This window comes from Streptomyces sp. x-80 (assembly GCF_046549095.1).
In the GTDB taxonomy this organism is placed as follows: domain Bacteria; phylum Actinomycetota; class Actinomycetes; order Streptomycetales; family Streptomycetaceae; genus Streptomyces; species Streptomyces celluloflavus.
The window spans coordinates 1-12,647 of record NZ_JAJPWM010000036.1; the positions used below are offsets into that span (position 1 = coordinate 1).

General features: G+C 71.0%; 11 protein-coding genes and 2 pseudogenes. 7 read left to right on the forward strand and 6 right to left on the reverse strand.

From position 1 onward, the window contains the following. Positions 1-188: 188 nt before the first annotated feature. Positions 189-335: pseudogene (locus tag ACLJWH_RS39320) on the forward strand (IS5/IS1182 family transposase); the annotation flags it as partial. Between the two features lie 426 nt (positions 336-761). Here ACLJWH_RS39320 and ACLJWH_RS39325 read toward each other — a convergent pair. Then, entirely contained in the window at positions 762-1,631 is an 870-nt protein-coding gene (locus ACLJWH_RS39325) for an alpha/beta fold hydrolase (RefSeq protein ID WP_411146620.1), read from the reverse strand. Between the two features lie 85 nt (positions 1,632-1,716). On the opposite strand from ACLJWH_RS39325, the gene ACLJWH_RS39330 reads away from it, so the two are divergent. Beyond that, positions 1,717-2,220: a MarR family winged helix-turn-helix transcriptional regulator gene (locus tag ACLJWH_RS39330; RefSeq protein ID WP_411146661.1), complete on the forward strand. Its 504-nt coding sequence runs from the start codon at positions 1,717-1,719 to the stop codon at positions 2,218-2,220. A 708-nt stretch (positions 2,221-2,928) separates the two neighbouring features. Here the strand turns inward: ACLJWH_RS39330 and ACLJWH_RS39335 are convergent. From ACLJWH_RS39335 to ACLJWH_RS39350, 4 genes are all read right to left on the reverse strand, one after another. After that, on the reverse strand, positions 2,929-3,417 hold the full coding sequence (locus ACLJWH_RS39335; protein ID WP_411146621.1) for a hypothetical protein: 489 nt from the start codon (positions 3,415-3,417) through the stop codon (positions 2,929-2,931). Positions 3,418-4,692: 1,275 nt separating this feature from the next. Next, positions 4,693-5,487, reverse strand: a complete 795-nt coding sequence (locus tag ACLJWH_RS39340; protein WP_411146622.1) for an SDR family NAD(P)-dependent oxidoreductase — start codon at positions 5,485-5,487, stop codon at positions 4,693-4,695. A gap of 165 nt (positions 5,488-5,652) precedes the next feature. Further along, complete coding sequence (locus ACLJWH_RS39345; protein WP_411146623.1) at positions 5,653-6,411, reverse strand: SDR family NAD(P)-dependent oxidoreductase; 759 nt, start codon at positions 6,409-6,411, stop codon at positions 5,653-5,655. A gap of 107 nt (positions 6,412-6,518) precedes the next feature. Further along, positions 6,519-6,785: an Atu4866 domain-containing protein gene (locus ACLJWH_RS39350; protein ID WP_411146624.1), complete on the reverse strand. Its 267-nt coding sequence runs from the start codon at positions 6,783-6,785 to the stop codon at positions 6,519-6,521. Positions 6,786-6,926: 141 nt separating this feature from the next. Between ACLJWH_RS39350 and ACLJWH_RS39355 the strand changes: the two are divergent. The 4 genes and pseudogenes from ACLJWH_RS39355 to ACLJWH_RS39370 form a co-directional block, all read left to right on the forward strand. Continuing rightward, positions 6,927-7,504 (forward strand): annotated as a pseudogene (locus ACLJWH_RS39355) (helix-turn-helix transcriptional regulator); the annotation flags it as partial. 137 nt (positions 7,505-7,641) lie between these two features. Beyond that, entirely contained in the window at positions 7,642-7,851 is a 210-nt protein-coding gene (locus ACLJWH_RS39360; protein ID WP_411146625.1) for a hypothetical protein, read from the forward strand. Positions 7,852-8,264: 413 nt separating this feature from the next. Continuing rightward, positions 8,265-8,591, forward strand: a complete 327-nt coding sequence (locus ACLJWH_RS39365) for a nuclear transport factor 2 family protein (RefSeq protein ID WP_411146626.1) — start codon at positions 8,265-8,267, stop codon at positions 8,589-8,591. Between the two features lie 841 nt (positions 8,592-9,432). Beyond that, on the forward strand, positions 9,433-11,304 hold the full coding sequence (locus ACLJWH_RS39370; protein WP_411146627.1) for a hypothetical protein: 1,872 nt from the start codon (positions 9,433-9,435) through the stop codon (positions 11,302-11,304). Positions 11,305-11,851: 547 nt separating this feature from the next. Here ACLJWH_RS39370 and ACLJWH_RS39375 read toward each other — a convergent pair. Then, entirely contained in the window at positions 11,852-12,169 is a 318-nt protein-coding gene (locus tag ACLJWH_RS39375; protein ID WP_411146628.1) for an Lrp/AsnC family transcriptional regulator, read from the reverse strand. A gap of 38 nt (positions 12,170-12,207) precedes the next feature. On the opposite strand from ACLJWH_RS39375, the gene ACLJWH_RS39380 reads away from it, so the two are divergent. After that, positions 12,208-12,573, forward strand: coding sequence for a hypothetical protein (locus tag ACLJWH_RS39380; protein WP_411146629.1), 366 nt, complete (start codon positions 12,208-12,210; stop codon positions 12,571-12,573). Positions 12,574-12,647 lie beyond the last annotated feature (74 nt).

Genomic DNA, 12,647 nt, shown 5'->3' on the forward strand with positions numbered 1-12,647 from the left:
CGACCATGGCGGCAGCTTGACAGACGCGAAGGAGCACGTTCGACGCAAATGCCACAATCCTGACAGCCGTAAAACTCGCATATAAGCACGAACCATCTCTGAACGCCCACTCAGTGGACGGTTCGTGTTCTGGTGGTCCGGTATGTCTTTGGGTGTGAGGGTTGGGCCTGGTGTGTCCGCGTCGGCGGCGGCTTGCGCGTTGTGACGAACGCCGGATCGAGGTCGTCAACGCCTTCTTCGACTTCGCGGATACCGTCATCACCGTGCGGAGCCTTATCCGCCGAGCCTGGACCACCCACCGCTGGGAGGGACGCCCCGGCGCCGACCGTGAATGACCACATACCTTCTGTGGGCGTTCAGACAATTCCCCGCCGGCGGCACCCTTCGGCTCCACGTAATTCCCCAGCTGGTTGAGGCCGGTGACGGGCCGTCCGACTGCTGAGTGTGGGGGCTGGACAGTGCCCTCAAGGGCGCCTGTGGCGGAGCTTCGCGCTGGGCATTCGCCCACCCTTGATCCGCCCTGACCAGCCCTGATGATCGGCGGCTATCAGGCGGCCCGGCAACCCTGGCGACCCTGGCCACCGTGGGGAACGAGGAGCGGCTCCGTTGTCCGCATGGCGACGCAGGCGTAGGCGCCGCGATACCCCTGGCCCATTCCGCGAAGCTTCAGGGGAGGAATTACGCGACGTTCCACACCTTCCCCCGCAGTGTGGATCGAGCTGCTGAATGGCCTCAGCGCAGTCCGCTCCGCTTGCTCTCGTTCACACCGCGCCCGGGGCGGCTTGATTCTCCTGGTTGTCTGCCAGGAAGTCGGTGATCCGGTGGTTTGTCTGGGTAGGCAGGGCGGTGGGCATAGCGAAGTGGGTGAGTTCGGCGAGGATCTCGATCCGGGCGTCCGGTACGGCTTTGCGTGCGTAGGCTGCGACTTTGGCGGCGTCGTGGGCGTCACTGCGGCCGGCGAGAAGGACCAGGAGCGGAACGCTCAGCGCCGTGGGGTCCGGGCGGCGGCCGACGACCAGTTTCCGGTTCGCGAAGCCCGAGGCCGCCAGGGCATAGAGCCGCTTCCAGCCCAGGTCAGTGTCGGTCCCTGCGGTCTCGCGGTCCAGGTAGGCGCGTGCGCGGGCTTGCGTCGGGCGGAGCAGTACCGGCAGCGAGCGCACCAGGAAACCCGGGCGGAAGTTGGCGAAGCACTGGGTCGGGTCGAGCAGTACCAGCCGATCGACCCGTCGCGCGGCGTGCAGGGCATAGGTCAGGGCGATCCAGCCGCCGTAGGAGTGGCCCAGCAGGTGCGTGCGGGACACGGTGAGGCCGTCGAGCAGCGCATCCAACCAGGCCATCAGGTCGGTGGTTGTGCGCAGCGGGCGCCCGCCGGGGACGCTGTGTCCGGCATCGCCCAGGATGTCGACGGCCAGCACCCGGTGGTGCGTGCCAAGAGTTGGGGCATTGGCAAACCAGACCGCGCCGGTGGAACCGCCGCCGTGCAGAAGGAGGACGGGAGTAGCGTCAGCGGGGCCGTAGGCGTGGACGCGGGTGGTCCCGTACGGGGTGGGAACGTCGATCTCGGCGGTACCGGTGGGCCAGCGAGCGAGCAGTGCGTCGTAAGCGGCGAAGAACTCTTGGGATGAGGACACGGTGAACCCCCGAGGAATTGTCTCGTTGACCAAGTATCTCGCTTGGCGAGATACTAGCCCGGTGAGTGATGACATTGACCCCGCGATGCGGCTGGTCCATCTACTGCGCGCAGTGACCGTGGAACTCGATCTGCGCGGCGCCGAGTTCGCCGCGCGAAACGGCCTGCACCCGACCGATCTACGGGCCCTCATCCATCTGCTTGACGCCGACCGGGCGGGTTCCGACGTCACCCCGGGACGGCTCGGTGCGGCGCTGCGGCTCAACTCGGCCGGCACCACCGCCCTGCTCGACCGGCTGGAGCGCCTGGGGCTCGTCCGCCGCAGGCGCGATGAGAACGACCGACGACGCGTCGTACTGACGGTGGAGCAGAAAGCCGTGGAGCTGGGGCGATCGTTCTTCGGCCCGCTCATCGCCCACCTGGTCGAGGGGGCCGAGGACTTCACCCCGGGCGAACTGGACATCGTTCACCGCTACCTGACCGCCGCTCTTCGCGTAGCCACTCCCGGCTACGACGCGTCGACGCCCGCAGCCACCGCCGGGATCTCGCCAACACCACAGCCGTTCCCACAGCGGTTCAGTCAGCCATGATGGCAGCGCAGGCACAGGATCTCCGGTGGTCACGGAGCGTCGTAACTCCGTGATCACGGAACCGTGCCTGTCCCCGTCTGCCGACCGCCTGTCTGCGCGACCGCTTACGCCCTGACCCCATAGCGCCCGCTGGCCGCACCGGACGCGCTGCACGACCTTCAGGCGGAGATCGACCCCCAGATCACCGTGGCTGTGGCCAAGGCCCGGCACATGGGCGAATCGAGGCAGCAGATCGCCAACCCCCTGGGTGCTCTGGCCAGTCCGCATGGGAGAAGTGCCGGTTCGCCGGCACCACCGAGGACGTCGAGGCCGCCTACCCGAAAGCCGGACCGCCCGCCTCCTGACTCCTCAGCGCCGTCATGAAGCGGTCCGGCCCGGATTCCCCGACCGCCCCGGCCCGAACTTCGCCGCACCGTACGACCCGTGCACCTACCCGCACACCATCTGGTGCTGGGCCGGGTGCGCGTAGCGGTCGTCGTCAGGCAGTCGCACCATGCGGGCGAGGCCGGGCTCGGGCCCGGTACAGCGCCATCGCGTGGGAGGCTTCGGCCGCCCGTCGGCGCTCGGCCTGAGCGGTCTCAAGCGACGTCGGTCCGCTCCCGGAGGTCGCTTGGTTGTCGGTGAACGCGCGCTCGCGCAGCTGGCGCAGCTGGCGCAGCTGGCGCATCGCACGGTTCCGCCGATCCACTGCCCCCGTGATGGCCGGGTTCACTCGGCGTGGCGGTGCGGTTTCGCGGTGGGCTTCGAGGGCGCGGCGGTAGCCGTCCGGCGGGGTCCGTCGATGCACCGGCGCGGCGGGGCGCGGTCGGCTGCGGGTCCGGGGCGGCGGCCACCGTGGCGGGGCCGGCCTTTCCGGGCGCGGACGGCAGGACGTGCAGGGCGCGGACATTCACGCCGGGCTCCTTCGCCTTGGCCGCCGCGATCAGCTCCGACGCGCTGTAGCGCAGCTTCGTTCCGTACGCCGGGGCGTCGGGGCGTCGGGGCGACGTCCAGGCGGCCGGTGTCCGCGTCGAACACCACCGCGCGGGCGTGCCCGGCGAGTTCGGGCGCGGCCGCGGCGAGGACGCCGTCGAACTGGGCCAGGACGCTGCCGCCGGCAGCCGGGTCGGCGAGTCCGCGCTCGGTCATCATCGGGGTGATCGCGGTGACGAGTCCGAGCGGCCCGCGCCCGTCCCGTCGGCCCTTCGAGGACTGCACCCACTGCGGCCGGCCTCTTCCCGAACGAGAGCCCGGCCTGTGCCGGCAGCGCGGGCAGACGTGCCAGGACGCCTCCGATCAGCGCGAGCGGAAGACCGCCGCCGCCCGCGCGAGGGCGGAGCGCCTCCGACGCCCGGCTCTTGTGGCTGAAACCGGGCGCAGCAAGGAGGGAGAACGAGGGTGCGCCCGCAGTCGAACTCGGCGGCCGGGCCGGCACAACGCTGGAAGCCGGTCGGCACCGGGCCGGCCCGGTCGGCGGGGCATGGCCGACGTCGGCGGCCGGGCGACGACGGTCCAGCAGCCGAGCAGCACAGGACCGCGGCGCCCGCCCGGACAGCACGGCGCGTCCGGCGCCAGTCCGCGGGGGCCTCCGTCGGCGTGGGCCACGGCCTCGACGTACCCGGCTTGCTGCTGCGCACCCGGCCGTAGCGCGGCGTTCGAATTCGCACGCCGTCCTGAACGCGCGCTGCTCAGGACAGCGGTACCCAGCCGGGCAAGATGTGGCCGGCCGCTCCGTGGCGCAGGACGTCGTTGGGGCCGGTCGCGGAGGTCGGCTCGCGCGCGGTGGAGATGCCCACACCGACTGTCCGCGTGCCCCACGGGCAGCGTCCGGACCGCACAGCGACCGGACATGGTGGCCCGTGGCCTGGGGGGGGACCACAACCGGGTCCACGACGCGTCCGGCACAATCTGGACCTACGCTGGCCCGCCGGACTGCCACACGGCCGACCGGTGCACGCCACGTGCCGAAGGCCCGGAAGCACTCGCGGCTGAGGGGAAGGCGTTCGGGTTCGGCGGGGGGCGAGGCCGTCGACGGTGCCGGGGACGTATCGACCACGGCGTCGGTGGTGGCCTCCAGGCATCTTCGGCGGTCCTGCTCGGTGACCCACATGTGCGCTGCCCGGCCGCGGTGGCCGGGCTGGGTGGGCAGGTAGAGGGGGACGTACCCGCCAGCGGCGCAGGCGAGGTCAGCCGGTTGGCCACCAGCGCCTCGATCACCTGCCCGTGGGTCAGATCCACGCTCGCACCCCCAGGACACGCCCCGTCGACAATTCCGGCGACATCCAGCCGGCGCAGAAACTCGGCAGCGACAGGCAGAGCGCCCAGAGGCTTCTCCACCAGGGACGTCACCACCACATCAAGGCGCTGACGGACAGACCGTGGCCGCGGGGACCGGGAAGAAGCCGACGCACCCCACCCGACGCCACGCCCCGGCCCCGGACACCCCCAAGCCCGGTCACACCATGCGAATCAACAACCCCGCGAAGTACGGCACTAGACCGCGGTGAAGCCGCCGTCAGCGGCGACCACGGCACCTGTGATGAAGCTGGAGCGTGGTGAGACGAGGAAGCACAGGACTTCGGCGATCTCTTCGGGCTGCGCCACTCGGCCCAGGGGCTGCGCGTTGGCGAAGGACGCCAGGTACGCACGGCTGTCGGACCGGATCGTGTCGAGGAAGTCGGTCTCGACGACGCCCGCAGCAACGAGGTTGGCGCGGATGCCCAGTGGCCCGCCCTCGACGGCGAGCACCTTGGTCAGCTGGGCCAGAGCACCCTTCGACGCGCTGTAGGCGGCGCCTTCGGGCAGGGCGACGGTGCAGGTGTAGGAGCCGGTACTGACGATGGCGCCGCCGCCGCGGGTCTTCATGGCCCGGAAGGCTTCGCGGGCGCAGAAGAAGGCGCCGCGGGCGTTGACCGCCATCACGGCGTCCCAGTCCTCGGCGGTGGTTTCGGTGACGGGCTTGTTGAGGGTGCGTCCGGCGTTGTTCACCAGGATGTCCAGTCCTCCGAAGGTGTCCAGGGCCGATCGCACCGCGCGGGCGGCGGTCTCTTCCTGCGTGATGTCGCCACTTATCGCGAGGACGCCGGGAAACTCGTCCGGCAGAGTCATGGTGTCGGGGCGTAGGTCGATGGCGACGACGCGGGCGCCGCGGGCGTGGAGGAGCGCCACGGTCTCCTTGCCCACGCCGCGCGCGGCCCCGGTGACGAGGGCGGCCTTTCCGGCGAACTCGGCGAACTCGGCGGCTTCGGCGGCTTCGGCGGCTTCGGCGGACGGAGTTGCAGGTGTCATGGTGCGTTCCGTTCCCTGGAGAAGGTGCGTGCAGGCGCCGGTGCGGGGCACCTGAAGTGCTGTGCAGTGGCGCGGTGAACGGGCCAGGTGGGCGAAGCCGTTGACGCGCTCACGGGGGCGCGGCGTTCACGGCAGGCCGTTGTGGACGTCGCACGGCCGGGCTGTTCAGTACGCGGTGAGCCCGCCGTCGACCACCAGCTCCGAGCCGGTGACGAACGAGGAGTCGTCGCAGGCGAGGAAGAGGATCGCGGGTGCGATCTCGTCGGCGCGGCCGGCTCGGCGCATGGGGGTGCGTCGGATGTCCGGCTGCTGGTCGCCCTGGTCGTCCAGGAGTTCCTGGATCATCGGCGTGGCGATCACCCCGGGATGCACCGAGTTGATCCGCACTCCCTGCCGGGCGTACTCGACCGCGGCGGTCTTGCTCAGCAGGCGCACGGCCCCCTTGGACGCTTGGTAGGCCGCGGCCGCACCGCTTCCCACCAGGCCGAGCACCGACGACGTATTGATCACCGACGCGTTGCCGCTCGCACGCAGGAGCGGCATCGCCGCCTTCATGCCGAGCCATGTGCCTTTCTGGTTCACGTCGATGACGCGGTCCCAAGCCTCTTCCCGCGTGTCCTCGATACCCGGCCAGTCCAGGATGCCGGCGAGGTTCACGAGCACGTCCAGCGTTCCGAACCGGTCGCGTACGACGGTGATCACTTCGTCCCACTCCCGCGCGGAGGAGACATCGAGGCGGGCAGCGACGACCTCCGCGCCACGTGCCCCGATCCGGTGGGTCAGGTCCCGCAGGGGACCTTCGGCGACATCGGTGATCACTATCCGGGCGCCTTCGCGGGCGAAGAGTTCGGCGGTCGCTGTGCCGAGGCCGCCGGTCGCGCCAGTGATCAGCGCGACCTTGCCGTCAAGTCGTTGTCCTGCCATGGATATGGTCCTTGATTCTCGTCGGTGCTGACTGCTGCATCGGGACTTCTTCGTCCGCCGACGGCGAATTTCGCCCCCGGTGACCAGGGCGACCGCGGCGGTCTCCGTTACGACGACTTCTGCTCCCGGTAGAGCACGAGGTGCTCGTGATAGAGCACTCCGTCCCGGATGTCGCCCGTGGCGGTGAACCCGGTGTCGTCGACGTAGTCCAGGTGGCTGCCGGTCACCGTGTACCGGCCGGTGTACGCGCTGGGTCGCTCGCCGCGGGCTTCGTCGTAACGGCCGTCCGGCAGCAGCTCCTGACGGATGTGACCGTCCCTGGTCACCCACATACCGATCACGTCAACGTTGTCGTCTCCAGTGGTCCCGGTCATGGCGGACTCCTTTCCCCGGTCGGCGCGGTTCTGTCCCGCTCCAAACGAGTCTGGGCAGGCCGGCCGCTGTCAACCAGGACGCGTGCTGCCTGGGTGGGGCACACCCAGGCAGCACACCGAGCCACCGCCTGGCCTGAACGCATGGACGACAACCACCTGGGAGACTTCCTGCGCGGACGCCGCGCCGGCCTGCGGCCGGAGGACGTCGGCACGGCGGGCTACGGCGCCCGCGGAGTTGCTGGACTTCGCCGTGAAGAGGTCGCCGTCCTGGCCGGAGTGAACGCCGACTGCTACCCCCGCCTGGAACAAGGGCGCGAGCGCCACCCCTCACCCCAGGTGATCGACGCCCTCAGCCGCGCGCTGCGCCTCGACGCGGACGCCCGCGCGCACCTGTACCGGCTGGCCGGGGCCACGCCGAACGACCGGCCCTCCGTCCACGCCGCCGAGCGGGTCAGCCCGGCGCTGCGACAGCTGATGGACGGCTACCCGAACACTCCAGCGTTCGTCATGAGCCGGACCCTGGACCTCCTCGCCGTCAACGCCCTGGCCGATGCCCTCTACGCCCCGTTCGGGCCGGCGGACAACCTGGCCCGCATGACCTTCCTCGACCCCGCGGCCGACACTTCTACCCGGACTGGGACCGGGCAGCACAGGCCACCGTCGCCAACCTTCGCGAGGCCACCGGATTCGACCCGGACAACCCACGGCTGCGCGAACTCGGGGGACGCGGGCGGGCCCCCGGCTGCTCGGCGCGCACCGGGACGGATTCTGGCTGCGGCGCCTGCTGGAGGACGAGGGGGAGCTGTCGGCGGCCGCCGGCAAGCCGGTCATCGACCGCAGCGGCACGCACCCCTCGGTGGACTGGAACACGACCAGGCTGCTGATGCGCTCCCGGCCCGGGGCGCTGAAGTGCTCCCGCAGCGAGATGGCCGTGCTGGAGGCCGCCGCGTCGCTGGTGTCCCGCTGCGTGGTGCAGCTCGGCGCGGTCGTCCAGGCCGCCGACGAGGAGGAGCTCCGGCTGATCCTGCGGGCGGTGGAGGAAGCCGCGTACGGCGAGGCGCTCTGACGGCGGCAACCGGCTGGCTACCGGGGCGGCAACGCAGGTCGGGCAGGACGTACGGACTTTGGCCGAGTGGATGGGCCCGGCCTTGTCAAGCTGACGGGCATGCGGGAGTGCCCCGCTGTGGGGTACTTCGCCGGGCGTGGGGCGAGCATTCTGTCGCTGTCGGCGATGACGGCGACGGCCGGGCAGCGGGCACCGACATCCCGTGGAGCAGTCCGTCGGACCAGGTTTGCCGTGCGTCGCCGGCTTCCTTTCCCGGCCTCCGGTGGCTCCCTCCAGCGGCGGCCGGGAACGCCCACCGCCGTGGACGCGGCGGCCGGCCGGCCTGGGGTGGGGGTGGCTACAGGCAGATGCCGAACGGGAGGTAGTCCCGGTTTTCCCTGGACGAGCGAGAGAACACTCTGCATGATCAACTGGTGACCACCCCAGAGACCATCGTCGAACGCCAGCTCGCCGCCTACAACAGCCATGACCTCGAAGCCTTCGCGGCGACGTACGCACCCGACGTCTGCATCAACCGCCGCAGCGGCGACCGCCTGCTCGGGCGCGACGCCGTGCGGGAGGCGTACGCCGACATGTTCGCCGAGGGCCGCTGCCGGGCCGAGATCGTCGGCCGACTCACCGAGGGCGATTGGGTGGTAGACCACGAGATCGCCCACGGCATCACGGACGACCCGCTCCGCGTGCTGGTCGCCTACCGGGTCCGCGACGGCCTGATCGACCACGTCGACTTCCTCGGCTGACCGGGCACGGCCGGTGATGGCGCCGGCGACCAGGAGCCGGCCGCCACCGTCTACGAGCGGATCCAGCCCGGCCTGACCGGCCGCTCCCCGCACGGCCGGCCGGTCACCATCACCCTGGACGACCGCTCCGCGCCCACCGGCACTGTGTCCCCCGGCGACGCCCCGGCACCGGCCACGGACTCTGCGGCACCAGCCGATGACCGTGAAGACGAGCGTCAGGCGGAGCCGCCCGGCGAGCACCCCGCGGGAACCGGACCCGGCCGGTGCCGGCAACCGTCCGGCCCGCCCCGTCGGGGAACTCCTCGGAGGCGAGATCAGGGGTGTTCGGGTCGGGCACGACCGCGAGTCGAGGACGTGACCGACCCGCCGCGGGGTCTCGCCCCCGAGGCGGGAGCGGTCGCACTCCGGCCCGCCCTCGTTCTCCACGCTGGCCAGCACGCCTGGCCAGCGCGGGTGCCGGTCGGTCACCGGCACCCCGCAGCCGGCACGCGAGCGAGCGGACAGGCCGTGCTCGCGGAACAGGGCGAAGGTCTCCTCGGGCAGCGGTTCACAGATCCCGCCGGGGCCGTCGGCGAGCGGTGCCAGGTCGAACAGCACCAGTTCCTTCTCCGCCAGGCGCACGTCCTCCCAGGTCCGCATCCCGGCCACCACCGAACGGACCGGGCAGGGCCCGGTTCAGCGCACAGGGCGAGTCGACTTCGTGGATCGCGTCCCGCTCGGGGCCGGGTGCCGCGTACGGTCGTTCCACAGATGGCGACCGGGCGGTGACGCCGGGTCAGGCGTGGGAGGGGATCCGAGGATGGTCAATGCCCGTACGTACCCGCTGTGGCGGGAGCTTGCGATGAGCGAGGACCTCCCCAAGGAAGCCCTCAAGACGGTGATCGAGGCCCTGTGCACACCGGCAACGAGTCCGCACGGCTTCGACACCCGGGCCGACCAGTGGCGGGAGGAAGCCCTCCGGGCCGCGCTGCCCGCGCTGCTGGCCCGGACGTCCGCCAAGCGGCTGCGCAGCCGGCTCCTGGTGCATGCCGACGAGAAGTCGCTGGCCGCCCTGGCGGCCGAAGGCACGGTGACCGCCGCCGACCTGCCCGCCATCCTGCGAACCCGCCGGGTCTGGGCCGGGCTGATCTCTGCTCTGGCACGGCACCCCGGCCAGGTCGAGGCAGCGATCGCTCTCCTGCCCCGCCTCCCCAGCCACGAAGTGGAACGGGTCGTCCGAGACTGGGATCCCGACCGCTACACCCGCGCCGAAGGGGCCGCGCCGGCACCGCCCCTGCCGCAGGCACTCTTCGACGCCGTCCTGGAAGCCTGCCTCACCCCGCTCGCCGCGTACCTGCTCCTCCCGGAACCCGAAGAGGGGGGGGCGGCCGTGTCCGCGTTCTCGAAGGACTGGTCGCTGGAGCTGGGAGGCCACAGCGGCTGGGCGATGCTGGCCAGGTGCCCCGGGCGGTGGGCGGAACTCACCGCACACCCCACTCTCGGGGCGGCCGTCCAGCACCTGCTGCTGGACCAGGCCGAGACCCATGCTCTCGAAGACGCCCGACTCCACGCCGCCACCGCCGACCCGGACGGCGAAGAACTTCCCGCCGAAGACCCGGCTCCCGCCCTCAACGAGAACCTGCTGCTGGCCTGCCTCCCGGCTCTGTGCCTTCCCGAGCTCGCTGAGCTGCCCAACCCGCAGGTGGCGGCGCGCAGGACCCTGCACCACATCGCCCACCGATTCCACAAAAACCCGCGCCTGGCCGACCTCGCCGCCGACCGGCTGCACGCGGCCGCCGACGCTCTCGTGACCCGTGGCCAGCTGCTCGGCCTGCCCGAGAAGCAGGCCGACGACCACGAATTCGACGGCCGTGTCCTGCGCCTCGCCGAGGACCTGGCCCTCCTCAGCGCCAACCCCGGCCATCTCGCAGGTGCCTGCGCTCAGCTCGCCTGTCTGGACCAGCCGGCCGTCGTCTCCCCCGCGCCGAGCCGGACCCTGATCCGCATCCTCGACGACAGCCTCGACGCCGACTACAACCGTCCGGCCCGGCTCCTGGAACGCCACTCGGAGCACCGCCGGGTCCAGGCCCTGGCCGCCCTCGCCGCGAACCCGCACACCCCACACGCTGCCGTCAGCGACGTCCTCCACGTGCTGCACCCCGCCGAGCTGGCCTGGATCGCCGAGAAGGCCGGCGGCCCCGACTGGTTCCTGGACACGACGGCGGCCGTCCCGGCCGACGAGGACGAGGACGACGGTGTGCTGCGGCTGCTGAGCGACGACGAACTCGGCAAGCACCCCGATCCCGCGGCCGTCCTGCAATCCTGGCTCGACTCCCCCGCCGTCGGTGAGATCCTCTCCCGCTCCGAGGTCTACCGGGCAGTCGTCAAGTCCCGTCACCACACCCCGGAGCACCTGCGCCAGATCCCCGCCGACGAGATCCTTTCCCGCCACGAACCCGAGGTCGCGCTGAAGATGCTGCTGGACCACTGCGGACGCAGCGCCGACCGGTGGGCGACGCTCGCCGCCGCCATGACCTTCGAGTACGACGAAGAGACGGTCACCTTCGGTGAGCTCCTCGACTCCCTGGACAGCGCGCCCACCCGAGCGCAGACATCGGACGGCCGCCTCCCCGCACTGCCAGGAGAACCCTCTGTTCAGATCTGTCGTCTGTCCAATTGCAAGAGCCCCACCCCTCCGCGCCACCTCAACCCACCGCGCCAGCCGTGGAGTTGACCGGGCTGGTGGGCGAACAGAAGCCGCCACCCCGCGGGCCGGGCCGCGGACAGCCGAGTAGCGCGTCCAGAACTCGATCGCTCCCTGCGCCCGGGAACCGGACGACGACCGTAATCGGCAGGATGGCCGAGCGGTTTGGGCGCCAGGCGAGGGCGGGCGTTGACGCAGTCCGTCAGGCCGAGCGCCCGCTCACCGATCTCAAGACGCTGGTGATGCTTGCGGATCGGCCCCGTTCTCGGATAGCTCGGATAGCTACGACGAACGGACATGTAGTGCAGGGTGAGGCTCTGGGTTTGTTGGGTTCTGGTCGGAGTCCCGCGTTCGTGAGCTGGGACGCGATAGTTGGTGCCTGGCCGCGCATGCGGGAACCGGCGGATCGGGTTGCTATCGATCTCCGTTCCGCTCACCCAGCACCGTGGCCGCTCGCGTCGGTCTTCTCTGCGATCTGGTCCGGGCTTCGAGCCGGCCGGGCACCGTGTGCACCTGGAGTGCTCGGAGGCAGGGATTGTGGTTGCAGGGCGCGCCCGGAGCGTCTCTGTCGCGGGTGTCAGCGGTGGCTGTGCTCGCTCGGCGGGTCGGTCAGGCGGTCGCCGTCGACTCGGGTTCCGGCCTGCTTGATCTGGCGGAAGACGGGGCTGATCTCCATGCCTTCGACACCGGGCAGGGTTCCGACGCGGTCGGTGGTGAACTCGAACAGTTCGTCGAGATCGCGGCACTGTACGACGGCGTGGAGGTTGTACGGTCCGGATACCGCGGCGGCGAATCCCACCTCGGGCATCTGCGCCATGGCCCGCCCGACGGCCTTGATCTTGCCCGGGTGGGCTCGCATCCACAGGTTCGCCCGAGCTCGGTATCCGAGTGCCATCGGTGCGATAGGACAGCATTCCTCGGCTGGTGAACGTCATGCTCGCTCAGTTCGGCACTCCCGGCGTGCAATTCCTTGACTACCAGGGCCGAACCGTTCCGACGCGGTTGTCACCGATCCGTGATGACCACGCCTGGTACTTCCCGGACATCGATGACCACCGGACGCACGTGCGGCTGCGGGGGTGGCCGACGAAGGGCGGCGGGCACCTGACGATCGCCACCGATCTTCAGCTGGGCGCCGGGCTGATCAACGCGGCCGAAAGCCTGGTGCGGGCGTGTGTGCGGGAGTTCGGTGAGCCGGTGACGGTGGTGCGGCACTACCCGCCGTACGGGCTGCCGGCAGCCCATCACGACAGCTTCGACGTGCTGCCGCTGGACGAGAAGGGTTGGTACCACTCGTAGGGGCGATGACGACCAGCTGGAAGAAGGCCGAGAGTGAGCGGGCCGCCACCGAAGCCGCAGCAGCCGCAGCCGCC